This window comes from Janthinobacterium sp. 75, from assembly GCF_004365495.1.
Taxonomy (GTDB): Bacteria; Pseudomonadota; Gammaproteobacteria; order Burkholderiales; family Burkholderiaceae_D; genus Janthinobacterium.
Map to the genome: position 1 here is coordinate 590,617 of NZ_SORD01000001.1, position 24,234 is coordinate 614,850.

Annotated in this window: 16 protein-coding genes; 6 read left to right on the plus strand and 10 right to left on the minus strand. The window is 59.2% G+C overall.

Translation table 11 applies throughout. The features are described 5' to 3' along the window. Positions 1-120: 120 nt before the first annotated feature. Positions 121-2,148: an aminotransferase class V-fold PLP-dependent enzyme gene (locus tag C8C89_RS02780; protein ID WP_101483564.1), complete on the minus strand. Its 2,028-nt coding sequence runs from the start codon at positions 2,146-2,148 to the stop codon at positions 121-123. Positions 2,149-2,316: 168 nt separating this feature from the next. Here C8C89_RS02780 and C8C89_RS02785 point away from each other — a divergent pair, with 168 nt between their 5' ends. Both C8C89_RS02785 and C8C89_RS02790 read left to right on the plus strand, forming a co-directional pair. Next, positions 2,317-2,814 (plus strand): Lrp/AsnC family transcriptional regulator, encoded by a 498-nt coding sequence (locus C8C89_RS02785; RefSeq protein ID WP_101483563.1) that lies wholly within the window; start codon positions 2,317-2,319, stop codon positions 2,812-2,814. Between the two features lie 197 nt (positions 2,815-3,011). Next, positions 3,012-5,018 (plus strand): methyl-accepting chemotaxis protein, encoded by a 2,007-nt coding sequence (locus C8C89_RS02790; protein ID WP_243857878.1) that lies wholly within the window; start codon positions 3,012-3,014, stop codon positions 5,016-5,018. A gap of 6 nt (positions 5,019-5,024) precedes the next feature. Here C8C89_RS02790 and C8C89_RS02795 read toward each other — a convergent pair whose 3' ends face one another. Then, entirely contained in the window at positions 5,025-5,525 is a 501-nt protein-coding gene (locus tag C8C89_RS02795) for a thioredoxin family protein (protein WP_133988832.1), read from the minus strand. Positions 5,526-5,690: 165 nt separating this feature from the next. On the opposite strand from C8C89_RS02795, the gene C8C89_RS02800 reads away from it, so the two are divergent. The 4 genes from C8C89_RS02800 to C8C89_RS02815 all read left to right on the plus strand — a co-directional run bounded on the left by C8C89_RS02800 (position 5,691) and on the right by C8C89_RS02815 (position 10,270). Further along, positions 5,691-5,981 (plus strand): DUF3349 domain-containing protein, encoded by a 291-nt coding sequence (locus C8C89_RS02800; protein ID WP_101483560.1) that lies wholly within the window; start codon positions 5,691-5,693, stop codon positions 5,979-5,981. A gap of 80 nt (positions 5,982-6,061) precedes the next feature. Further along, positions 6,062-7,228 carry an HPP family protein gene (locus C8C89_RS02805; protein ID WP_133988834.1) on the plus strand — a complete coding sequence of 389 codons (1,167 nt, stop codon included), beginning with the start codon at positions 6,062-6,064 and terminating at the stop codon, positions 7,226-7,228. Then, positions 7,225-8,322 (plus strand): M48 family metallopeptidase, encoded by a 1,098-nt coding sequence (locus C8C89_RS02810; protein ID WP_133988835.1) that lies wholly within the window; start codon positions 7,225-7,227, stop codon positions 8,320-8,322. The genes C8C89_RS02805 and C8C89_RS02810 overlap by 4 nt, the downstream gene beginning before the upstream one ends. A gap of 136 nt (positions 8,323-8,458) precedes the next feature. Beyond that, positions 8,459-10,270, plus strand: coding sequence for a DUF885 domain-containing protein (locus tag C8C89_RS02815; RefSeq protein ID WP_133988836.1), 1,812 nt, complete (start codon positions 8,459-8,461; stop codon positions 10,268-10,270). Positions 10,271-10,344: 74 nt separating this feature from the next. On the opposite strand, the gene C8C89_RS02820 is transcribed toward C8C89_RS02815, so the two are convergent. From C8C89_RS02820 to rplK, 8 genes are all read right to left on the minus strand, one after another. Continuing rightward, a complete protein-coding gene (locus C8C89_RS02820; protein ID WP_133993098.1) occupies positions 10,345-11,184 on the minus strand; it encodes an HDOD domain-containing protein in 840 nt (279 codons plus the stop codon). Positions 11,185-11,260: 76 nt separating this feature from the next. Next, positions 11,261-11,971, minus strand: coding sequence for an ArsR family transcriptional regulator (locus C8C89_RS02825; RefSeq protein WP_243857879.1), 711 nt, complete (start codon positions 11,969-11,971; stop codon positions 11,261-11,263). A 1,132-nt stretch (positions 11,972-13,103) separates the two neighbouring features. Then, positions 13,104-17,345 (minus strand): DNA-directed RNA polymerase subunit beta', encoded by a 4,242-nt coding sequence (gene rpoC, locus C8C89_RS02830; protein WP_101483555.1) that lies wholly within the window; start codon positions 17,343-17,345, stop codon positions 13,104-13,106. Positions 17,346-17,454: 109 nt separating this feature from the next. Next, positions 17,455-21,561: a DNA-directed RNA polymerase subunit beta gene (gene rpoB / locus C8C89_RS02835; protein ID WP_133988837.1), complete on the minus strand. Its 4,107-nt coding sequence runs from the start codon at positions 21,559-21,561 to the stop codon at positions 17,455-17,457. Between the two features lie 244 nt (positions 21,562-21,805). Next, positions 21,806-22,177, minus strand: coding sequence for a 50S ribosomal protein L7/L12 (rplL, locus tag C8C89_RS02840; RefSeq protein WP_010394320.1), 372 nt, complete (start codon positions 22,175-22,177; stop codon positions 21,806-21,808). A 67-nt stretch (positions 22,178-22,244) separates the two neighbouring features. Continuing rightward, a complete protein-coding gene (gene rplJ / locus C8C89_RS02845; RefSeq protein ID WP_034753621.1) occupies positions 22,245-22,784 on the minus strand; it encodes a 50S ribosomal protein L10 in 540 nt (179 codons plus the stop codon). 319 nt (positions 22,785-23,103) lie between these two features. Next, positions 23,104-23,799 (minus strand): 50S ribosomal protein L1, encoded by a 696-nt coding sequence (gene rplA, locus C8C89_RS02850; RefSeq protein WP_100875274.1) that lies wholly within the window; start codon positions 23,797-23,799, stop codon positions 23,104-23,106. Beyond that, positions 23,799-24,233, minus strand: a complete 435-nt coding sequence (rplK, locus tag C8C89_RS02855; RefSeq protein ID WP_034753131.1) for a 50S ribosomal protein L11 — start codon at positions 24,231-24,233, stop codon at positions 23,799-23,801. Before rplK ends, rplA begins: the two co-directional genes overlap by 1 nt. Position 24,234 lies beyond the last annotated feature (1 nt).

Below are 24,234 nucleotides of genomic sequence, written 5' to 3' on the forward strand. Positions count from 1 at the left end.
AGAAATCAGCCAATGGCAGGGGAGAAAAATGCCGGCAGGAAAGGAAGGCGAGAAAATAAACTGAGACACCGTGCCAATGATGGCACGGTGCAACATTCCAACGGAGGAACTTCTGCCCCGTCAGGCCGCGATGGCTAGCGGGAGACGTGTCGCTTCCGCCATCGCCATGCCGCCGTTGAGTTGCCATGCCGCAGCATGGCCCAGACGGCGCAGACAGGCGGCTGCGCGCGCGCTGCGGTTGCCGCTGCGGCAGAAAAAGATCAGGGGGCGCTGTGGCTGCTGCAGCCAGGCGGCCACCTGCCCTGCCAGGCGACTCAGCGGTACGCTGTGCACGGCACAGCCCTCGAACACCGTGCCGGCGCAGGCCGCATGTTCATATGCTTCGCGCACGTCGACGAGGATGGCGTCGGGATGCTGGCGCAGGAAGCCGGGCAAAGCGGCCGCATCGAGCTGCCGGTCGGCAGCCGCCACGATGCCTTCCCGCACCGCGCGTACGGTGCTGCAGATGTCGCCGTCGTCGCGTGAGCCGCACAGTACGGTGTCTGGCGTCACCAGCGCCGCCTCCAGCAAGGGCGTCAGCGCGTCGGGCGCCAGATTGCCGATAAAGGCGAAGCGCTGCCCCAGCAAGTAAACATGCGTCTCACCGCACTCGATCTGGCGCAGGCGCTGCTGGCCCAGTGCCAGCCCACCGTCGATATCGAAACGCCCCACCTGTTCAATGGCGAGTTCCTGCAGCAGCGCCAGGCGCGCCACGCCGTGGTCGGCTGGAGCCGCCGTGTGCACGATTGCGCGCAAGGCCAGGTGCTGGCAACGGATAAAAGCGGCCAGGCGCGGCACGAGTTCGGCGGCGGGATCAATGACGACACAACTGGCGCTGGCGGCGTCGCTGAGCAGCCAGGTGCATTGGCCGTCCACGCTCAGCTGGATCACCCCGTCCTGCGGCGATGGCGCCAGGGCCGACGGCAACAGACAGCTGCTGCGCAGCGCCTCGCCGCAGCGTTCAATGCGCGCGCAGGCGGATGCGACGGTTGCCGCGTCAATCAGGGGGCCGAACGACAAACGGATGGCCGAGCTGGCACGCCATTGCGGCACATGCATCGCTTCCAGTACATAACTGGGCAGGGCCTTGGCGGCGGAACAGGCGCTGCCCGAGCTGACGCGCACGCGCGCCGCGTCGAACAGGTCCAGCAGCTCTTTTGAGGACAAGCCAGGCACGGAAAAATTGAGCGTCGTCGGCAGCGCCAAGTCAAACGGCATATTGAACACGATGCCGGGAAATGCGTGCTCCAGGCTGGCCACCAGCTGCTCTCGAAAAGTAGCCAGTTCCGCGTGGCTGCGGAAAGTCTTGCTATCCTCCAGGGCGGCCAGCACGGCGCCCAAGGCAGCGATGCCGGCCATGTTCTCCGTGCCCGAGCGCAGGCCAGCTTCCTGGCCGCCGCCCATCATCAACGGTGTAAATGGCGCACCGGCGCGCACGTACAGCATGCCGATACCCTTGGGCGCATACAGCTTGTGACCAGAGAACGGCGCGTAGTCGATGCGCGTGGCGGCCAGGTTCAATTTCAGCTTGCCCAGCGCCTGTACGCAATCGACCATCCAGTAGGCGTCCGCACCGCGGTCCTGCAGCAGCTGGGCGATGGCGGACAAATCGCTGATGACGCCCGTTTCATTGTTGGCTGCCATCGTGCACAGCATGGCCGTATCGCCGATCAGCGCATCGAGCGCCTGCAGATCGTGGCGTCCCTGCGCGTCGACAGGCAGCTTGCGCACTTCCAGGTTCAGGCCCAATAAACGGTTCCAGTGCGCCAGGCTTTCCGGCACGGCCTTGTGCTCGGTCGCGCCATACAGCAGCAGACTGCCGATGCGCTTGCCCGCATCGCGGCGTTCGCGCAGCGCGCACAGGGCCGACAGCACGGCCGTCTGAATGCCTTCGGTGGCGCCGCTATTAAACATCAAGCGGCCGTCACCCACGCCCAGCAAGCGGCTGGCGCGCTGGCGTACGCCATCCATCATGGCCTTGGCCTGCAAACCCGTGGCATGGGTGCTGCTGGGATTGCCATAGCCCTGCTCCATCGCTTGCCGGGCGGCGGCAACGGCGGCGGGCAGCACGCAGGTAGTGGCATTGCTGTCGAGGTAGATTTCTTTCATGATGGCAGTCTGAGTATTCTATGAAAAGGGCGCAGCTAAAAAGGACGCAGCGCAGGCGGCTGGAACGTATGAATAGTCTACCGGCATGCTCCCGTGAAGATATGCCAAAAGACACTGCAAACACGGTACTATGTAGCATGCTTATGCCATAAAAACCTGAAAAACAAAATGAATTCACTAAATACCCTGCTCGACAAATTCGACTGCGCCATCCTGGCCGCCCTGCAGCAGGACGGCACCCTGTCGATCGCCGCCCTCAGCGAGAAGATCGGCCTGTCCAGCACGCCCTGCTGGAAGCGCGTCAAGCGCCTGGAGGAAGAGGGCTATATCGAGAGCCGCGTGGCCATCGTCAACCGGCAAAAAGTGGGCTTGCCCGTCACGGTTTTCGTCAGCGTGCGCACGGGACAGCACGATGAAAAATGGTTGCGCCGCTTCGCCGCCGCTGTCATCGTCCTGCCCGAGGTACAGGAATTCCACCGCATGAGCGGTGACATCGACTACCTGCTGAAAGTCGTCACCACCGACATCAAGGGCTACGATACCTTCTATAAAAAACTCATCAAGGCCGTGCAACTGACGGGCGTGTCGTCCGCCTTTTCCATGGAGCAAATCAAGTGCAGCACGGAATTGCCACTGGAATTGATCGCCCACGGCTTACCTGCCTGAACGTTTTTCCGCGCCGTACGGATGCGCATGAAAATCACGCATGTTAACATCATGCAATCGTTGCCTTGTGGCAACAACCATCAATTAAATACGATATTCTCCCCATATTTCCACCCTATCCGTCGCTATACTGCGCACGTGCCTGTGCATGTCCGGCAACCTCTGCCAGGCGCGCGGGCCCATTCCCAGGGTCGTCCATGCATCTGCTTCGCCACCTCTCCATTCAGAAAAAATTGATGTTCAGCATGGGTTTATGTCTGTTGCTGTTCATGGGCATTTCCTCTTTCCTCAGCGTGCGCATGAGCAGCGATTATGTGCGCGAGCGCGTCGTCGGCCAGGAACTGCCGGCCCAGGTAGGCGAGATCCGCAACGACGTGCTGCGCCAGATCAGCCAGCCGCTGTCGGTGGTGCAGACGATGGCCAATGATGTCTTCCTGCAGGACTGGGAAGACGCGGAGCTGGCCGACATTGGCATGGCCACTTTCCAGCGCTATGCCAAGATGCTCAAGGAAAAAAACAAGGCGGCCGTCGTCAGCTGGAGCTCACAGGCTGCGTCCAGGTACATGACCGATGCGGGCTTGATCCGCACGCTGGACAAGCAGTTGCCAGCAGATCACTGGTTCTTCAGCATGCTCGACGAAAACAAACAGCACACGATCAATCTGGATCGCGATCCGGCCTCGGGCAGTTTCATGCTGTTCCTGAATGCGCGGGGCCAGACGGCCGGTGGCAAGGCCGTCATTGCAGGCATGGGCTTGAGCGTCGACACCATGGCCGAAACCATCCGTAGCTACAAGGTCGGCCAGACGGGCCATGTCTACCTGGTACGCGCCGACGGCAGCCTGCTGATCCACCGCGATCCTGCCCTGGCCGACGGTAAGCATCAGTTGAAGAACTTGCCCGGCTTTAATGAGGCATTGAGCAAGACTCTGCTGACCGGCCACAAATACACCTATGCCAGTTATTCGGCGCCGGCCGGCAAGCAGTTCGTCGCCGCCTCCTTCGTGCCCGAGTTGAATTTATATGTAATGGCCGAAGTGCCGGAAGCGGAAGTGCTGGGCAATGTCACGCGGTCAGCCCTGATCGCCGCCCTGATCGCCGGACTGGTGGGTGGCGGTATCGCCCTGTGCATCATTTATGTCATCAGCCGCGCCATCGCCGCCCCCGTCGCACGGGCGGCCGACATGCTCAGCGAAATTGCCAGCGGAAACGGCGACCTGAGCCGCCGCATGCCCGTCGAATCGGAAGACGAGGTCGGCGCGCTGGCCGCTGCCTTCAACCGTTTCGTCGCATCGCTGAACGTGACGATACGCGAAGTTCGCGACAGTACCGGATCCATTGCCAGCGCATCGAGCCAGATCGCCTCGGGCAACCTGGACCTGTCGGCCCGTACGGAAGCCCAGGCATCGAGCCTGGAAGAGACGGCGGCGGCCATGGAAGAGCTGACGTCGACCGTGAAACAGAACGCGGATAATGCGCGCCAGGCGAACCAGCTGGTGGTGTCGGCCTCGAGCCACGCTGTCAAGGGTGGCGAGGTGGTGGGCCAGGTGGTGCAGACGATGGGCGCGATTACGGAAAGTTCGCGCAAGATCGCGGACATTATCGGCGTAATTGACGGCATTGCCTTTCAAACCAATATCCTTGCCCTGAACGCTGCAGTCGAGGCGGCGCGCGCGGGCGAACAGGGCCGCGGCTTTGCCGTGGTGGCGACAGAAGTGCGCAACCTGGCGCAACGCTCGGCAGCGGCGGCCAAGGAAATCAAGGACTTGATCATCGACTCGGGCAGCAAGGTGGAGGCGGGTAGCAAACTGGTCGACTCCGCCGGCGCCACCATGCAGGACATCGTCGTGTCGGTCCAGAGGGTTGCCGACCTGATGGGCGAGATCGCTTCAGCCAGCCAGGAGCAAAGCCAGGGCATCGCGCAAGTCAATGCCACCGTCACGCAAATGGATGACGCGACCCAGCAAAACGCGGCCCTGGTGGAAGAAGCAGCAGCGGCAGCCCAATCCTTGCAAGATCAGGCTGGCAAGCTGGCACAGGTGGTCAGCGTCTTCAAACTGGAAGAAACGGGGCATGCAGCGCCGCCGCAGCAACCGGCCCGCAAGCCCACGCTGGCCAAGCCGTCCCGCCCGGTGATGGTCAAAGCAGCGATCCGCGCCGCGCGCCCGAAAGCGCCGGCCAGCGATGCGTGGGAAGAGTTTTAAAGGCGATTAAATCGCCGGTGCTTTCACGCTCGCCGCTTGCTTGAAGAAGTCATAAATACCGCTCTCGCTCATGCGGCGCGCATTCGCCAGTTCGCCTCCCTTGGTGGCGTACAGCACCTGGTTGTTGTCGCTCGAGACCAGCACGGCAGCCGGGATGCCTTTTTTGAGCGGATTGCCATAGGCTTGCGCCACATCGAGGTTATGGTCAAAGTTGCCCACGTCGACCTTGACGACCTTGAACTGCTGTTGCATCAACTCGGCGTTCTTGCCCTCCTTCAAGGCCTTGTCCAGCGCGCGGCAATCCTCGCACCAGTTGGCGCCAAAGATCAGCAGTACGGGCACATGCGCCGCCTTGGCCTCGGCCAGCGCGCGGGCCACGTCGGCCTTGGCGTCGGCCGCCGCGTTATACGGCAAATGCGGCGTGGCGACAGGGTTGCCCGGTGTCGGGGCGGCGGCAACAGCGGTGCCGGCAAGCAGCAGGCTGGCAAGAAGAAGGGAAAAGCGCATGCAGGGCTCCTGGGAGAAATCGTGGGGCCAGCTGGACAGCTGCCAGCGGGCGTGATTGTCTAGAATATGCCTGCTTGTGGGAAATATCCACCATTTAATTGCACTGTGCTTATGCGGAAAACGTATAAGCACGTATAAGCGCCACCAAGGAGAAGCCGCTTGCACATGCCAGATACCCTGCCCCCAACGCTGTCCGGCGCCGCGCACATGCTGCGCAGCGCCTATCCCGGCGGCATGCCCGATACGGCGTATTTCGCCGTGCTGGCCTTGCTGTATGAACACTTTTCCGACCGCAACCTGGTCGAGCTGATGGCAGCCGTTACGGGCAAGGATGCGGCGACGATCCTCAATGACATCTATGCCTGCGTCAGCAGCAAACCGGAGCCCTCCGCCATCGAGGCCACCAGGCACTTGCTGGAGCGGCACGGCTTGCAAGCGGTCTGCGCCGAGGACTAGGCTCCGCCGGCAGCGAAATGGAACGCATGGGATAATACAGGGCTCACACTGAGCAACGCGGCCCGAACGCGCCCTCCCACATGACGACTTCTTTTCTGGCACGCTGGCTGCCGCAGCCGAACAATGGCAGTCGCCGCGAACAAGTGCGCGCCTGCGCGGGCGCCATCTGCGGTTTGCTGCTGACAGGACTCATCTGCCACTTCCTGCTGGCGCCCGATAGCGCCAGCGTCTACCTGATCGCACCCATGGGCGCCTCGGCCGTGCTGCTGTTCTGCTTGCCAGCCAGCCCGCTGGCGCAACCGTGGTCCGTGGTGGGCGGCAATGTCGTCTCCGGCCTGGTGGGCATGGCTTGCGTCAAATGGCTAGGGCCCAGCGTGGGCGTGGCTGCGCTGGCGGCCTGCCTGGCCATCGGCGCCATGTTTGCCCTGCGCTGTTTGCATCCGCCGGGCGGCGCCGTGGCCCTGACCACCGTGGTCGGCGGCGCCAGCGTGCATGCGGCCGGCTTCGAATTCGTCTTCATCACCGTGCTGTTCAACTCAGCCGTGCTGGTCGCCTGCGCCGTGCTGTACAACAACCTGACGGGACGCCGCTACCCGCACACCCAGCAACTGGCCGCACCGCATCCGCACGCCACGAAGGATGACATCCCCAGCACCCGCCTGGGATTTTCGCCGGATGACCTCGATGCCGTCTTGCGCCAGCACAGCGAAGTGCTCGACATCAGCCGCGACGATTTGCAGGCGATCTTCCTGCAAACGGAAATGCGTGCCTACCAGCGCCGCTTCGGCGTCGTCACCTGCGCCGACATCATGTCGAAGGACGTGCTCAGCGTGGAATTCGGCACGCCGCTCGATGTTGCCTGGCGCACCATGCGCGAACACGACGTGGGTGCCCTGCCCGTCGTCAACCGGGCGCGCCGGGTCATCGGCATCATCACGCAGACGGATTTTCTGCGCCATGGCGGACTCGACGATTATCAAGGCATGCGCCAGCGCCTGCGCAGCCTGCTGCAGCGCAGCGGCCTGTCCCACAGCGACAAGCCTGAAGTGGTGGGCCAGTTGATGACGCCGTCGCCACACACGGCCCGCCGGGGCACGCCCATCATGGATCTCGTGCCCCTGATGGCAGACGCCGGCTATCACCATATTCCCATCCTTGACGATGAAGAGCGCCTGGCTGGCATCATCAGCCAGTCCGATCTGATGGCGGCCTTATATGAAAGCCGCTTCGCCGAGGCGGCCGCATGACGCCATTCCAGGCACTGCTGACCGGCCCCGATGGCGGCGCCACCGGCGCGATTGTCAACGCGCATTTTTTCGGCGCGCAACTGGCCATCGATGCACCCGGCTCCGCCGTCGATGTGGCGCAACTGCTTGTCAGCGTGGGCGGTATCGATGGACCCGAACTGTTCCTGAACTGGCTCGATGCACAAGGCCGGCAGGCGTCGCTCAAGCCGTTGACAGCGAGCGACATCGCCATCGTCCTGAAGGAAGCGCCGCCCGCGCTGCAGCCGCAACTGCAGCGCCTGTGGGGGGAGCGCCAGCGCAACCGGCGGCAAGTGTCGGGCTGGCTGGCCGGTTTGACGGGTACAGCCGTCATCGCCTCTGCCCTGCTGTGGTGGCAAGGCGGCCATGCCGTTGGCGCACTGGCGCGATTGATTCCCCTGTCGGTGGAAAAACAGCTGGGCGAACTGGCCCTGACGCACGTGCGCGCGCAGGGCGGCATCAGCGAGCACGGCGCGGCACAGCAAACGGTGCAGGACATCGGCCGCACGCTGACGGCCGGTTCGCGCTACCAATACCGCTGGCTGATCAAGCAGGACGACACCGTGAACGCCTTTGCCATGCCAGGCGGCATCATCGTCGTGCATACGGGCTTGCTGCGCCAGGCGGGCGACCCGGGCGAGCTGGCCGGCGTGCTGGCGCATGAAGTGCAGCATGTGGAACAGCGCCATTCGCTGCGGCAAATGATCAGCAGCCTGGGCTGGGGCGCACTAGTAGGCGTGACCATCGGCGACATCAGCACCGTGGCCTCCATGCTGGCGCACCAGGCCGGCACCCTGTATTTCAGCCGCGACATGGAAGAGGAAGCGGACCGGCTGGGTTTGCTTGCCTTGCAGCGCGCGCAGATCCGTCCCGATGGCATGCTGCGCTTTTTCCAGAAGCTTGATGACAAGGACAAGGGGGCGACGCCGGGCTGGATTTCCTCGCACCCGCAAACGGCGGCGCGCGCCCAGCAGATCGAGAGCCTGATCGCCAGCAAGCCCTGCCCCGCCTGCGTCCCATTGGCGAGCAAGCACTGGCAGGCCATGAAAGCGGCCCTGCCGCCTACGGCGAAATAGCAACATTCCCTCACTACAATTTATCCAAACGCACTGGGCAATGGCGTATGCTTACGCCCCGGCTGTTCCTTCGCGAGCGGCCACCCCGACCTCGCTACGCCCCCGTTCATTCCTCTCCTTACAAAGGACATCGCGCATGAAGCATCGTTTTGCCGCCGGCACCCTCGGCACCCTGGCCATCTCCCTGTTACTCGCCCACGCGCCCATGGCACAAGCGGCCCAGCCCGCAACCAAGACCGTGGCCGTCAGTGCGCCACAAGCGAAGCATCAGCTGCAAGTGCTGGCCGACAAATACTACGATGCGCAGGCCCGTTTCGAGCCGATCAATGCCACCGAGAGCGGCGACAACCGTTTTGACGACCAGCTCGGTTCAGCCATCGTGCCCGCCGCGCGCGCAAAACAGTTCGCCCTGTACCGCCAGTACCAGAAGACCCTGCGCGCCATCGCCCGCGCACAGCTGTCGCGCCAGGACCAGATCAACTACGATATCCTCGACTATGAACTGGCCACGGCGCTGAGCTTCGAACGCTTCCCCGAATACCTGCTGCCACTGAACCAGATGGACAGCATGCCCGTCACCCTGGCCAATTATGCGGGCGGCGAGGCATCGCAGCCTTTGACCACGGTCAAGGAGTATGACGCTTACCTGAGCCGTATCGGCCAATTGCCGGGCTGGATAGACCAGGCCATCGCCAACATGAAAGTCGGCATGCAAAAGGGCATCGTGCTGCCGAAGGCGCTGACGGAATCGGCATTGCCGCAATTCAAGAAACTCGTCAGCGCCACGCCGCAGGACAGCGTTTATTACACGCCCATCAAAAACTTGCCGGCCAGCTTTTCCGATGCGGACAAGGCGCGCCTGACACAAAGCTACACCAGCATCATCGAGGCCAAGCTGATGCCTGCGCTGCAGCGCCTGTCCACCTTCATGGAACGCGACTACCTGCCTGCCGGCCGCACGAGCAGCGGCTGGAGCGCCCTGCCCGATGGCGCTGCCTGGTACCAGGCGCGCGTGGCCAGCAGCACCACCACGGATTTGAAACCGGAGCAGATCCACGCCATCGGCTTGAAGGAAGTGGCGCGCATCCAGGAACAATATGCGATCGTGGGCCCGAAGATGGGCTACAACGGTCCGGCCGCCGGCTTGCCCGTGTGGGTGTCGGAACAGGCGAAATACCGCCCGTTCAAGACGGAACAGGAAGTGCTGGACGTCTACCGCAAACTGAACGTGCTGCTCGACAGCAAATTGCCCGCCCTGTTCACCCTGGTGCCGAAGGCGCCGCTGGACTTGCGCCTGGAACCTGAACTGAGCCGCGACACGGCCGCCGACCACTACACGGCGCCCGCCGCCGACGGCTCGCGCCCCGGCGTATTCTGGTCCGTCGTCACGGATCCCACACTGTATGGCGACACGGGCATGACCACCTTGTTCCTGCACGAAGGCAAGCCCGGCCACCATTTCCACCTGGCGCTGGTGCAAGAGATGGACTTGCCGAACTTCCGCCGTTTCGGCGGCAACAATGCCTTCACGGAAGGCTGGGCCCTGTATGCGGAAACCCTGGGCAAGGAAATGGGACTGTTCGACGATCCGGCCCAGTATTTCGGCCACTTGAACGACGAGATGCTGCGCGCCGTGCGCCTGGTGGTCGACACGGGCTTGCACACCAAGGGGTGGACGCGCGAGCAAACGATCAAGTACATGCGCGACACCCTCGGCTATGACGCCGTAGCGAAAAGCGAAACGGAACGCTACATGGCATGGCCAGGCCAGGCCCTGGGCTACAAGATCGGCTCGCTGAAAATTGTCGAACTGCGCCAGCGCGCGCAACAGGCGCTGGGCGACAAGTTCAGCCTGCCGAAGTTCCATGAAGTGGTGCTCGGCGACGGCACCCTTCCCCTGAAGCTGCTGGAAGCCAAGGTCGACCGGTGGATCGCGCAGCAGAAGTAAAACGCAGCGCCTGAAATCAAAACGGCAGCACCTCGATGGCGCTGCCGTTTTTTTTTCGCTGCTGGCGTTTTCAGCTACACCAGCAGCGCCGCACTCATCGAGCGCACTTCCTCGGCCGATTCGGCCAGGAGGCTTTGCAGGGTCTCGTTATCGATAATGAAATCGATGACGGAATCGGAAGGCGTGAGCATTTCCACGTAGGTCACCTGCAAGGGCGACGGCACGGGCGACAGTTGCTTGGCCAACAATAAGGTGTCGAGCAGGGAGTCGGGCGGGATGGACAGCAAGCCATCGCGCAAGCCTTCGATGGCGACACTCACGGCCAGCGGGATCAGCAGCTTCTTCATGACTTCGCGGGAAATGATTTCTTCGGCGGACTCCATCCAGTGATTCACATCGTCGTCGAGCAGACCGGGAAATTCATCGGCACGCGACAACAAATAAAAACCGCCCACCTCATGCACAATACCGGCGAACAGGGCCGTGTCGACATCAACGTGCGTCACGCGGCGGGCAAGCACATGCGCCAGCGCCGCCACGTGCGCCGTGTGCTCCCACAACTGGTTCGCCTTCTGGCGCAGCACGGGGTCGATGATCTTGCTGCCGAACTGGCGCACCACCATGGCCACCACCAGCGCATACAGATTGCGGTAACCCATGCGCATGACGGCGGCGCGCACGCTGGTCACGGGCGCCGCATCCCCGCGGCTGTACACGGCCGAGTTGGCCAGCGCGACCGTGCGCGCGGCCAGCAAGGGCTCGCCCAATACCAGCTTGATCGCATGGTCGATATGGCAGTCCGGTTCAGCCAGGGCCAATTGCAATTGCAATGCGGAATTAACACTTGTGGGAAACGTCAATTCTCCGCGCACTGCCTGGGAAACAATTAAACCGAAAGCCTGTAGTTTATTCATCATACGATTAATCCGCCTCAGATGTTTTTCCAGCCAACAATTTCATGCATCAGAAATTGAATGCCAGGCCCGGCCTTTAGAATAAAGATGGGATGTCATTCGCTTGCAAGGAAGCGTCCGGCAATGCCAGCGCCTGCAATAGTGATTCATCGCCAATGACAAATAATTTCGGCTGCTGCAATACCTGCAACAGAAATGGCTGACCTTCACGCAGACGTCGGCGATAATCGGCCAGCGTATATAAGTTGGGATTGATTTTACGCCTTAAGGTTCGCTCGGCCGGGGCCAATCCCGTCAACAGGTCGCCATAATTGGCTTCTTCGCCCACCAGCAGCAAGTCGATGGCACTACCGGGCATGTCCTGTCCCTTCGCTGTGGCACCCGACACGAATGCCAGGTGCAACTGGGCACGCAAAGGTTCCAGGGTCCCGCTGAGCACGCCAACGATGCCGAAGGTTTTCTGCACCAGCCCGCTCAACTCGGGATACACGAGGCTTTCCTTGTTGGGCCAGAAACGCCGCACATTGCCGATCCGCTCCGAAGTGATGAGGCCGGATTCATGCAGACGCCGCAGTTCACGCTGCGCAGACGCGCTGCCCAGGCCCGTCAGACGCATGATCTCGTTCAAATGAAAACCTTCATTCACGCGAACAAAGAGCAAGCCCAGCAATTTTTGCTGGGCGGGAGTGAACAGGGCTTGGGCAATCATGCGCCAAATCTTAGCATGAATGAACTGAAAACTGGCGCGACGAGGGCAATAGGGCGTGACGCCACAACAAAGCGGCATGCGCCGTCACCAGCAATTGGGCGGGCCCATGCGCAGCAACGTGGGGATGGCACAGCAATGGGTGACAAGGTCAGCAAGCACATCTCTTTGTGAGCGCTCACTTCAGATACGCGGGCACAGCGGGCCGATATACCAAACCGTGCCTGCGCCATTCTGGCGCCAACCGCATCACCGAATTTAGTCCATCAATTCAGGCATGCCAGATGCAATAGTAACTTGGCCATATTTATTCAGAAGCCAAACAGCATGCATACCGGTACATAAATTTTATTCACAATCTCAGCCACTAATAACTACATGACTTTCATTGCATCAGGCACTTTCCATTTACCCATACTAGCCATATTTTAATGCAGCATATAAATGACGCTTTACCCTCTATCAATGCGCCACCATGATTTTCCGCGTACCACGCTATTCCTGCACATATCTTGCTTAATCGTTCAGGCATAAAAAAACGGCACCCTAAGGTGCCGTTCTTGTCAGCTGACCGCGTAAATTACGCTTCGTCGCCGTGGTGTTGCTGGCTTTCGATGGCTAGCAGCTCTTCGGTGGTTTCACTGGCCAGGGTGGCTTTATCGGCCAGCAGCGGGGCTTGAAACTCCGCCACTTCCCTCGCCGCCTTCTCCTTGCGTGTGCGGTGGAAAGGCGCCGTAAGGCATAAAAAAACGGCACCCGAAGGTGCCGTTTTTGTCAGCTGACCGCGTAAATTACGCTTCGTCGCCGTGGTGTTGCTGGCTTTCGAGGGCTAGCAGCTCTTCGGTGGTTTCACTGGCCAGGGTGGCTTTATCGGCCAGCAGCGGGGCTTGAAACTCCGCCACTTCCCTCGCCGCCTTCTCCTTGCGTGTGCGGTGGAAAGGCGCCGTAAGGCATAAAAAAACGGCACCCGAAGGTGCCGTTCTTGTCAGCTGACCGCGTAAATTACGCTTCGTCGCCATGGTGTAGATGGCTTTCGATGGCTAGCAGCTCTTCGGTGGTTTCACTGGCCAGGGTGGCTTTATCGGCCAGCAGCGGGGCTGGAAACTCCGCCACTTCCCACGCCGCCTTCTCCTTGCGTGTGCGGTGGAAAGGCGCCGTAAAGCATAAAAAAACGGCACCCGAAGGTGCCGTTCTTGTCAGCTGACAGCGTAAATTACGCTTCGTCGCCGTGGTGTTGCTGGCTTTCGATATCTTGCAGCGCTTCGGCAGCTTCGCCAGCCATCGAGGCTTTCTCGGCCAGCAGCAGCGCTTGACGCTCTTCCACTTCCCACGCTTCTTTCTCTTTGCGTGCGCGGTGGAAGGCCAGGCCCGTACCGCCAGGAATCAGACGGCCGACGATGACGTTCTCTTTCAGGCCGCGCAGACCATCGCGCTTGCCCATGATCGCCGCTTCGGTCAGCACGCGGGTGGTTTCCTGGAACGATGCGGCCGAGATGAACGAATCGGTCGACAGCGATGCCTTGGTAATACCCAACAAGACGTTTTCGTAGGTCGCTGGAATCTTGTTCTCAACAGCCATGCGATCGTTCTCGTCCAACAGTTCCGAACGCTCTACCTGCTCGCCAACGATGTAGTTGGTGTCGCCGGCATTGACGATCTGAACACGGCGCAGCATCTGACGCACGATCACTTCGATGTGCTTGTCATTGATCTTCACGCCTTGCAGACGGTACACGTCTTGCACTTCGTCAACGATGTAACGTGCCAGTGCTTCGATACCCAGCAGGCGCAGGATGTCTTGCGGATCGGCAGGGCCGTCCACGATCATCTCGCCCTTGTTCACGACTTGGCCGTCATGCACCAGCACTTGTTTGTCCTTGGTAATCAAGAACTCATGCTTGTTGCCGTCCATGTCCGTGATTTCCAGACGCTGCTTGCCCTTGGTTTCTTTACCGAACGCAACGGTACCCGTGACTTCCGCCAGCATACCGGCATCTTTCGGCGAGCGCGCTTCGAACAGTTCCGCAACGCGTGGCAGACCACCGGTAATATCGCGCGTTTTTTGCGATTCGGTAGGAATACGTGCCAGCACTTCACCAACCGATACCTGTTGACCGTCTTTCACCATGATCAGTGCGCCGACCTGGAAGCCGATCGCCACCGAGTGTTCAGTGCCGGCGATCTTGACTTCTTCGTTCGCGTCGTTGATCAGCTTGACTTGCGGACGCAACGTTTTCGTCAGCGAACCGCGACGTTTCGCATCGATCGCCACCAGGGTGGACAGACCGGTCACTTCGTCGACCTGACGGGCGACGGTGACGCCTTCTTCGACGTTCTCGAAACGCACTTGACCGGCGTATTCGGTAATGATCGGACGGGTCAGCGGATCCCACGTTGCCAGGGCCGTACCGGCCTTGATGACCATGCCGTCCTTGACGATCAGGGTCGCACCGTACGGTACTTTATGACGCTCACGCTCACGGCCATGGTCGTCGGTGATCAGCACTTCGCCGGAACGGGAAATGACGATTTGCGCGCCCTTGCCGTTCGTCACGTAACGCATGGTTGCCGTGAAGCGGATGGTACCGTTCGACTTGGCTTCCACCGACGATGCCACTGCTGCACGCGAAGCCGCACCACCAATGTGGAACGTACGCATGGTCAGCTGGGTACCCGGCTCACCAATCGACTGCGCTGCCACCACACCGACGGCTTCGCCGGCGTTGACCAGCATGCCGCGGCCCAGGTCGCGGCCATAGCACTTGGCGCACAGGCCGAAGCGCGTGTCGCAAGTCAGTGGCGTGCGGACCTTGACTTCATCGATGGACAGACGCTCGATCTCTTCGACCATGTCTTCGTCCATCAGGGTGCCGGCTTCGTACAGCGTTTCCTGGGTTTCAGGATTGACGACGTCATGCACCACCACGCGGCCGAGGATACGGTCACGCAACGGTTCGATGACTTCACCACCTTCGACCAGTGCCTTCATGACGGCGCCGTTCATGGTGCCGCAATCGTCCTCGATCACCACCAGATCTTGCGTCACGTCAACCAGACGACGCGTCAGGTAACCGGAGTTAGCCGTTTTCAGCGCCGTATCGGCCAGACCTTTACGCGCGCCGTGGGTCGAAATGAAGTACTGCAAAACGTTCAGACCTTCGCGGAAGTTCGCGGTAATCGGCGTTTCGATAATCGAGCCGTCCGGTTTGGCCATCAGACCACGCATACCGGCCAACTGGCGAATCTGGGCTGCGGAACCGCGCGCGCCGGAGTCGGCCATCATGTAAATGGCGTTGAACGATTCTTGCGTCGACTTGGTGCCGTCGCGGCGGATCACGTCTTCGACTTTGAGCTGGTCCATCATGGCCTTGCCGACTTCATCCGAGGTTTTGCCCCAGATATCGACTACCTTGTTGTAACGCTCGCCGGCGGTCACGAGACCCGAGGCGTATTGCTGTTCGATCTGCTTGACTTCCGATTCGGCCGTCGCGATCAGGGTAACTTTTTGAGGCGGTACCAGCATGTCGTCGACGCAGATCGAGATACCGGCGCGTGTCGCCAGGCGGAAACCCGATTGCATCAGTTTGTCTGCGAACACCACGGTGGCGCGCAGGCCGCACTTGCGGAACGACGTGTTGATCAGCTTGGAAATTTCTTTCTTTTTCAGCGCGCGGTTCAGAACGGAGAACGGCAAGCCTTTAGGCAGAATTTCCGACAGGATCGCACGGCCGATCGTCGTTTCGTAGCGGGTTACCGTTTTCTCGAACTCGCCCGTTTCGGCGTTTTTCGGGTATTCGGTAATACGCACGGTAACGCGGGTCGTCAGTTCGACTTCCTTGTTGTCGTAGGCGCGGATCACTTCCGAAACGTCAGGGAACATCATCCCTTCGTTCTTCGCATTGATCGCTTCGCGGGTCGCGTAGTACAGACCCAGCACGATATCCTGCGACGGCACGATCGACGGTTCGCCGTTCGATGGGAACAGGATGTTGTTCGATGCCAGCATCAGGGTGCGTGCTTCCATCTGCGCTTCGATCGACAGAGGAACGTGGACCGCCATTTGGTCACCGTCAAAGTCGGCATTGAATGCCGCGCAGACGAGTGGGTGCAACTGGATGGCCTTGCCTTCAATCAGGACTGGCTCGAACGCCTGGATACCCAGACGGTGCAGCGTAGGTGCGCGGTTCAACATGATCGGATGTTCGCGAATCACGTCTTCCAGGATGTCCCACACGACCGGCTCCTGGATCTCGACCAGCTTTTTCGCTGCCTTGATCGTGGTCGCCAGACCCATCAGTTCCAGTTTATTGAAAATGAATGGCTTGAACAGTTCCAGCGCCATCAGTTTCGGCAAGCCGCACTGATGCAGTTTCAATTGCGGGCCCACGACGATGACCGAACGACCGGAGTAATCGACGCGTTTGCCCAGCAAGTTTTGACGGAAACGGCCGCCCTTGCCTTTGATCATCTCTGCCAGCGATTTCAGCGGACGCTTGTTGGCGCCGGTCATCGCTTTGCCGCGACGGCCGTTGTCCAGCAGCGAATCGACTGCTTCTTGCAGCATGCGCTTTTCGTTGCGCGTGATGATCTCTGGAGCGCGCAGCTCCATCAGGCGTTTCAGACGGTTGTTACGGTTGATGACGCGGCGATACAGATCGTTCAGATCCGAGGTCGCGAAACGGCCACCATCCAGCGGTACCAGCGGACGCAGTTCCGGCGGCAGCACTGGCAGCACTTCCATGATCATCCAGTCAGGCTTGATGCCCGAACGTTGGAACGCTTCCAGCACTTTCAGGCGCTTCGCGTATTTCTTGATCTTGGCTTCGGATTTCGATTCCTTCAGTTCCACGCGCAGGGTTTCGGCATCGCGGTGGATGTCGATCGAGCGCAGCAGTTCACGGATACCTTCGGCGCCCATGAAGGCGGTGAAGTCGTCGCCGTACTCTTCGTACTTGGCGGCGTAGTCGTCTTCCGACATGATCTGGCACTTCTTCAGCGGGGTCATGCCCGGATCGGTCACGACGTATGCTTCAAAGTACAGCACGCGTTCGATGTCCCGCAGGGTCATGTCCAGGACCATGCCCAGACGCGACGGCAGCGACTTCAGGAACCAGATGTGCGCGGTAGGCGAGGCCAGTTCGATGTGGCCCATGCGCTCGCGGCGCACCTTGGCCAGCGTGACTTCGACGCCGCACTTTTCGCAGATCACGCCGCGGTGTTTCAGGCGCTTGTACTTGCCGCACAGGCATTCGTAATCCTTGATCGGGCCAAAGATCTTGGCGCAGAACAGGCCATCGCGCTCAGGCTTGAAGGTACGGTAGTTGATGGTTTCCGGCTTCTTGACTTCGCCGTAGGACCACGAACGGATTTTCTCAGGCGAAGCGAGACCGATCTTGATTGCATCGAAGGTCTCGTTGGTCTGTACTTGCTTGAATAGATCGAGCAGTGCTTTCATGTATCACTCCAGAGGTGATTAAATTTCTATATTCCTGAGACTACATTGCCCGGCGTGGTTTCCCAGCCGGGCTTTGTGTTTCCCAAACCAAATGACAGGTGGCTGTCTTTTAGTTGCGTTCGAGGTCGATATCGATACCCAGCGAACGGATTTCCTTGACCAGCACGTTGAACGATTCCGGCATGCCGGCGTCGATCACGTGATCGCCCTTGACCAGGTTCTCGTACACTTTGGTACGGCCATTCACGTCATCGGACTTGACGGTCAACATCTCTTGCAAGACATACGACGCGCCATACGCTTCCAGTGCCCAGACTTCCATCTCACCGAAACGCTGACCACCGAACTGGGCTTTACCACCCAGCGGCTGTTGCGTCACCAGCGAGTAAGGACCGGTCGAACGCGCATGCATCTTGTCATCAACCAAGTGATGCAGTTTCAGCATGTGCATGACGCCGACAGTGACCTTGCGCTCGAATGCTTCACCGGTGCGACCGTCATACATGGTCACCTGGTTCTTCGACGGGGTCATGCCCAGGTTCTTGGCGATGTCGTCCGGATACGCCAGGTCCAGCATGCGGCGGATCTCTTCTTCGTTCGCGCCGTCAAACACTGGCGTGGCGAATGGCACACCTTTTTTCAGATTCTCGGCCAGTTTCATGATCTCTTCATCATCAAACTTGTCCAGATCTTCCGCGCGGCCATTCTCGTTGTAGATCGTCGTCAGGTACTTGCGCACTTGCTCGACCTTGGTTTGCGCCTTCAGCATTTCGCCGATGCGGATACCCAGACCCTTGGCAGCCCAGCCCAAGTGAGTCTCGAGAATCTGACCAACGTTCATCCGCGAAGGAACGCCCAGCGGGTTCAGCACAACGTCGGCTGGCGTGCCGTCGGCCATGTATGGCATATCTTCCACAGGAACAATACGGGAAACCACACCCTTGTTACCGTGGCGACCGGCCATCTTGTCGCCCGACTGCAGGCGGCGTTTCACGGCCAGGTACACCTTGACCATTTTTTGCACGCCTGGTTGCAGCTCATCGCCTTGCGTCAGTTTCTTGCGCTTCTCTTCGAAGGCCAGATCGAACTGGTGACGCTTCTCGTTGATCGATTCCTTGATCGCTTCCAGCGCTACCGCTGCATCGTCGTCCGCAGGGCGGATGTCGAACCAGTGGTATTTATCCAGATCGGCCAGGTATTCCTTGGTGATCTTGGCGCCTTTGGCCAGCTTTTTAGGACCGCCGTTGACAACTTTGCCGATCAGCATTTTTTCCAGACGCTGGAAGGCATCGCCTTCAACGATACGCATCTGGTCGTTCAAATCCAGACGGAAACGTTTCAGTTCGTCATCGATAATTTGCTGGGCACGCTTGTCGCGCACGATGCCTTCACGGGTGAAGACCTGGACGTCGATCACGGTACCGATCATGCCCGAAGGCACGCGCAGCGAAGTATCTTTTACGTCCGACGCTTTTTCGCCGAAAATCGCGCGCAGCAGCTTCTCTTCCGGGGTCAGCTGGGTTTCGCCTTTAGGCGTCACTTTACCGACCAGGGTGTCGCCGGCTTGTACTTCAGCGCCGATGTAGACGATACCGGACTCATCCAGACGTGCCAGCTGATTTTCAGCCAGGTTCGAGATGTCGCGCGTAATTTCTTCCGCGCCCAGCTTCGTGTCACGGGCAACAACCGACAACTCTTCGATGTGAATCGAGGTGTAGCGGTCGTCCTTGACGACGTTTTCCGAGATCAGGATCGAATCTTCGAAGTTCAGACCATTCCATGGCATGAACGCCACGGTCATGTTCTGGCCCAGAGCCAATTCACCCAGGTCGGTCGATGCGCCGTCGGCGATCACGTCGCGCTTGGCAACACGGTCGCCCACCTGCACGATAGGACGCTGGTTGATGTTGGTGTTCTGGTTCGAACGGGTGTACTTGATCAGGTTGTAGATGTCGACGCCCACTTCACCAGCGGTAGCTTCGTCATCGTTGACGCGAATCACGACACGGCCCGCATCGATGTAATCGACGATACCGCCACGCAAGGCTTGCACGGTGGTGCCCGAGTCGACCGCAACGGTGCGTTCGATACCGGTACCGACCAGCGCTTTTTCAGGACGCAAGCAAGGCACAGCCTGGCGTTGCATGTTGGCGCCCATCAATGCACGGTTTGCATCATCGTGTTCGAGGAACGGAATCAGCGAGGCAGCGACGGAAACGATCTGGCCTGGCGCCACGTCCATGTACTGGATGCGCTCCGGGGATACCAGAATGGTTTCGCCGGCTTCACGGGCCGAGACCAGTTCATCGGACAGCGTACCTTCATCGCTGATGGTCGCATTCGCCTGAGCGATGATGTAGCGACCCTCTTCGATGGCGGACAGGTAGTCGATCTGATCGGTAATCTTGGAGCCTTCGACCTTGCGGTACGGGGTTTCCAGGAAACCGTATTCATTCAGGCGGGCATACAGAGCCAGCGAGTTGATCAGACCAATGTTCGGACCTTCCGGTGTCTCGATCGGGCAGACGCGGCCGTAGTGGGTCGGATGCACGTCGCGCACTTCAAAGCCAGCGCGTTCGCGTGTCAGACCGCCGGGTCCCAGAGCCGATACGCGGCGCTTGTGGGTAATTTCCGACAGAGGATTGGTTTGGCCCATGAACTGCGACAGCTGGGACGAACCGAAGAACTCGCGAATCGCAGCCGAAATCGGCTTCGAGTTGATCAGGTCGTGCGGCATCAGGTTGTCCGCTTCGGCTTGGCCGAGGCGTTCCTTGACGGCGCGCTCAACACGCACCAGGCCGGCGCGGAATTGATTCTCAGCCAGTTCGCCTACGCAACGTACGCGACGGTTACCCAGGTGATCGATATCGTCGACTTCGCCGCGACCATTGCGCAGTTCCACCAGGATCTTGATCACGGCCAGCACGTCTTCGTTCGACAGGGTCATGGCGCCGGTCAGTTCATCGCGGCCAATGCGGCGGTTGAACTTCATGCGGCCCACGGCCGACAGGTCGTAGCGGTCCGAGTTGTAGAACAGGCCATTGAACAGCGCTTCAACGGAGTCTTCCGTTGGCGGTTCGCCTGGACGCATCATGCGATAGATCGCCACTTTCGCAGCCATCTGGTCGGCGGTGTCGTCGATACGCAGGGTTTGCGAGATATAGGCGCCTTGATCCAGGTCGTTGGTGTACAACGTTTGGATTTCGCTGATGTTGGCATCGCGCAAGCGGCCCAACAGGTCTTCGGTCAGCTCATCGTTCGCGGAGGCGACGACTTCGCCGGTGTCGCCATCGACGATGTTCTTCGCCAATACGCGGCCCAGCAGGTAGTCTTCCGGTACGGAAATGTGCTTGATGCCGGCAGCTTCGATATCACGCACGTGCTTGGCGTTGATACGCTTGTCTTTCAGCACCAGGGTCTTGCCCGACTTGTCGACGATGTCAAAGCGCGCCACTTCGCCGCGCAGACGTTCGGCGACGAATTCCATTTCCGCGCCTTCGGAGCGCAGGTTGAAATTGTCGAAGACAAAGAAATTGGCCAGGATTTGCTCATGCGACATGCCGATGGCTTTGAGCAGGATCGTCACTGGCATCTTGCGGCGGCGGTCGACGCGGAAGAACAGGATGTCTTTCGGATCGAACTCGAAGTCCAGCCACGAACCGCGGTAAGGAATGATACGCGCGGAGAACAGCAGTTTACCGGACGAGTGAGTCTTGCCGCGGTCGTGCTCGAAGAACACGCCAGGCGAACGGTGCAACTGGGAAACGATCACCCGCTCCGTGCCGTTGATCACGAACGAACCGGTGGTCGTCATGAGCGGCAATTCGCCCATGTAGACTTCCTGTTCTTTCATTTCCTTGACGACAGGCTTGGTTGGCGATTCCTTGTCCAGAATCACCAGGCGCACTTTCGCGCGCAGCGGCGACGCGAACGTCAGGCCACGTTGTTGACATTCTTTGACGTCAAAGGCAGGATCGCCCAAAACGTACGACAAGAATTCGAGACGCGCAAAACCATTGTGCGAAACGATAGGGAAAATCGAAGTGAAAGCCGACTGCAGGCCATCATTCTTGCGGCCAGACGGTGCTATGTCCTCTTGCAAGAAGCTATGATAAGACTCGAGCTGGGTCGCCAGCAGGAACGGAACGTGGTGAACGTTGGCGCGCTTCGCGAATGATTTGCGAATGCGTTTCTTCTCAGTAAATGAGTAGTGCATGGACACTCCGTGAGTGACAGAAAGGATAGAAAATTCAGGTTTTGCAAGTGTTCGTTTGCACCGCTGCGTGTGACACAGACGAAACCTCAAGGCTCTGCTTTCCGGCTTGAATCGAATAAAAACTGCTGCTACAACTACATGACAAATACGATGCAGACGACAAAGGAGCCAAAGTCGGATTTCCCCCCTTGCGAGGGGAAACCTCAGACTTTGACTCGGGCGCTAACTGCCGCCGGTACAGATATTACTTGATCGAAGCGGTTGCGCCGGCTTCTACCAGTTTCTTCTGTGCTGCTTCAGCGTCAGCTTTCGACACTGCTTCTTTCACAGTTTTTGGTGCGCCATCGACCAGGTCTTTAGCTTCTTTCAAGCCCAGGCCGGTGATTTCGCGAACTGCTTTAATGACGCCAACTTTGTTTGCGCCGAAGCTGTCCAGGATGACGTTGAATTCGGTTTGCTCTTCAGCAGCTGCTGCTGGGCCTGCTGCAGGACCGGCCGAAGCCATAGCTGCTGCGGACACGCCGAATTTTTCTTCGAATGCTTTAACCAGGTCGTTCAGGTCCATTACGGACATGGCGCTAACTGCTTCCAGGATATCGTCTTTGCTAATTGCCATTTTGAAACTCCTAAATTTATTACGTTAGTTACATCAGATTGGTACTGAGAGAAAAAAGCGCGCGCAATTAAGCGGCTGCTGGGGCTTCTTCTGCTGCTGCTTCTGCAGGAGCTTCGGCGCCTTCGCCTTTTTTCGCTGCCAGGGCAGCCAGACCACGTGCAAAGCCCGAAACCGGAGCCAGCATAACGCCCAACAACTGCGAAATGAGGACTTCACGGCTAGGAATGCTCGCCAACGCGGTGACAGCAGCTGTATCCAGCGGCTTGCCTGCGTAGTTACCTGCTTTGATGACCAGTTTGTCGTTGGTTTTAGCGAAGTCAGCGATGACTTTAGCTGCTGCAACGGCATCGGCCGAGATCGAGTAGATCAACGGGCCGGTCATGGCATCTGCCAGGCTGGCGAATGCGGTACCTTCAACGGAGCGACGAGCCAGAGTGTTTTTCAACACACGCAGGTACACGCCTTGGGCACGCGCTTTAGCACGCAGTTGCGTCAAGTGACCAACCTGGATGCCACGATATTCGGCCACGACGATCGTTTGCGCATTTGCTACTTGTGCGGAAACTTCGGCGACGACGGCCTTTTTGTCATTCAGATTGAGACTCACGGTCAACCTCCTTAAATGATGTTCGGCAATCACAACCGAGTGGTTGAGCGCCTTGCATCGGTTCGAACACGGCGTCCGAAGTCAAGAAGTACTAAACTGAGCGGATGGATTCACGCAGCATGAGGACTACAAAACTTGTTCGGGTACACCATCTGCGTTGGGCACTTGCCGTTGCCGGCAAGCCTATTAACCTTCTGCATGTGCGATCGCAGTCGGCCCAACGGTCTTTGATTGTCTGCCTGCCTGGTGCGAACACCGGGCAGACAGCCCAAAGATGCGCCCGCAGCGCCCGGAGGCGCCACAGGACTTGATTCTTTACTTAAGCTGCCAGGCTAGCCTGGTCAACACGGACGCCAGCGCCCATGGTCGACGACAGCGAAACTTTGCGCAGGTACACGCCTTTGCTCGATGCTGGCTTGGCTTTGTTCAGTGCGTCGATCAGTGCGACCAGATTCGATTTCAGATCTGCGTCAGCGAACGATTTACGACCGATGGTAGCGTGGATGATACCGGATTTGTCGGTACGGTACTGAACTTGACCGGCTTTCGCGTTTTTCACGGCGGTAGCGACGTCAGGAGTAACAGTGCCAACTTTCGGGTTAGGCATCATGCCGCGTGGGCCCAGGATCTGACCCAGGGTACCAACGATACGCATGGTATCTGGCGAAGCGATAACGATATCGAAAGGCATGTCGCCGGCTTTGATACGCTCAGCCAGGTCTTCCATACCAACGATGTCGGCGCCAGCTGCTTTAGCAGCTTCTGCTTTTTCACCCGACGCGAATACTGCAACGCGTACGGTTTTGCCGGTACCAGCTGGCAGCACGACGGAGCCGCGCACCACTTGGTCGGATTTCTTAGGATCAACACCCAGTTGTACCGATACGTCGATCGATTCATTGAACTTGGCCGTTGCGCACTCTTTGATCAGAGCGACAGCGTTGTCGAAAGCGTACACTTTGGTACGGTCGACTTTGGCTTTCAAAGCCTTGATACGTTTGGATAACTTAGCCATTATACAACACCTTCCACCGTGATACCAATCGAACGAGCGGAACCAGCGATGGTGCGTACAGCAGCATCCATGTCGGCAGCGGTCAGATCAGGGGTTTTCAATTTAGCGATTTCTTCAGCTTGTGCGCGGGTCAGCGTACCGACTTTGTCGGTATGTGGCTTCGGCGAACCTTTGGTGATCGCAGCAGCTTTTTTGATCAGGTAGGTTGCTGGAGGCGTCTTCATCACGAACGTGAAGGACTTGTCCGCAAACGCGGTGATCACGACTGGAATCGGCATGCCTGGCTCCAGACCTTGGGTCTGTGCATTGAAGGCCTTGCAGAATTCCATGATGTTCAGACCACGTTGACCCAGAGCTGGACCGATTGGTGGGGATGGGTTTGCTTTACCAGCTGGCACTTGCAGCTTGATAAAACCAATGATTTTCTTTGCCATG

Coding starts and splice junctions, on each gene's coding strand:
- C8C89_RS02780 (WP_101483564.1), bottom strand. CDS start 2,148: ATGAAAGAAATCTACCTCGACAGCAATGCCACTACCTGCGTGCTGCCC.
- C8C89_RS02785 (WP_101483563.1), top strand. CDS start 2,317: ATGAATTCACTAAATACCCTGCTCGACAAATTCGACTGCGCCATCCTG.
- C8C89_RS02790 (WP_243857878.1), top strand. CDS start 3,012: ATGCATCTGCTTCGCCACCTCTCCATTCAGAAAAAATTGATGTTCAGC.
- C8C89_RS02795 (WP_133988832.1), bottom strand. CDS start 5,525: ATGCGCTTTTCCCTTCTTCTTGCCAGCCTGCTGCTTGCCGGCACCGCT.
- C8C89_RS02800 (WP_101483560.1), top strand. CDS start 5,691: ATGCCAGATACCCTGCCCCCAACGCTGTCCGGCGCCGCGCACATGCTG.
- C8C89_RS02805 (WP_133988834.1), top strand. CDS start 6,062: ATGACGACTTCTTTTCTGGCACGCTGGCTGCCGCAGCCGAACAATGGC.
- C8C89_RS02810 (WP_133988835.1), top strand. CDS start 7,225: ATGACGCCATTCCAGGCACTGCTGACCGGCCCCGATGGCGGCGCCACC.
- C8C89_RS02815 (WP_133988836.1), top strand. CDS start 8,459: ATGAAGCATCGTTTTGCCGCCGGCACCCTCGGCACCCTGGCCATCTCC.
- C8C89_RS02820 (WP_133993098.1), bottom strand. CDS start 11,184: ATGAATAAACTACAGGCTTTCGGTTTAATTGTTTCCCAGGCAGTGCGC.
- C8C89_RS02825 (WP_243857879.1), bottom strand. CDS start 11,971: ATGCCGCTTTGTTGTGGCGTCACGCCCTATTGCCCTCGTCGCGCCAGT.
- rpoC (WP_101483555.1), bottom strand. CDS start 17,345: ATGAAAGCACTGCTCGATCTATTCAAGCAAGTACAGACCAACGAGACC.
- rpoB (WP_133988837.1), bottom strand. CDS start 21,561: ATGCACTACTCATTTACTGAGAAGAAACGCATTCGCAAATCATTCGCG.
- rplL (WP_010394320.1), bottom strand. CDS start 22,177: ATGGCAATTAGCAAAGACGATATCCTGGAAGCAGTTAGCGCCATGTCC.
- rplA (WP_100875274.1), bottom strand. CDS start 23,799: ATGGCTAAGTTATCCAAACGTATCAAGGCTTTGAAAGCCAAAGTCGAC.
- rplK (WP_034753131.1), bottom strand. CDS start 24,233: ATGGCAAAGAAAATCATTGGTTTTATCAAGCTGCAAGTGCCAGCTGGT.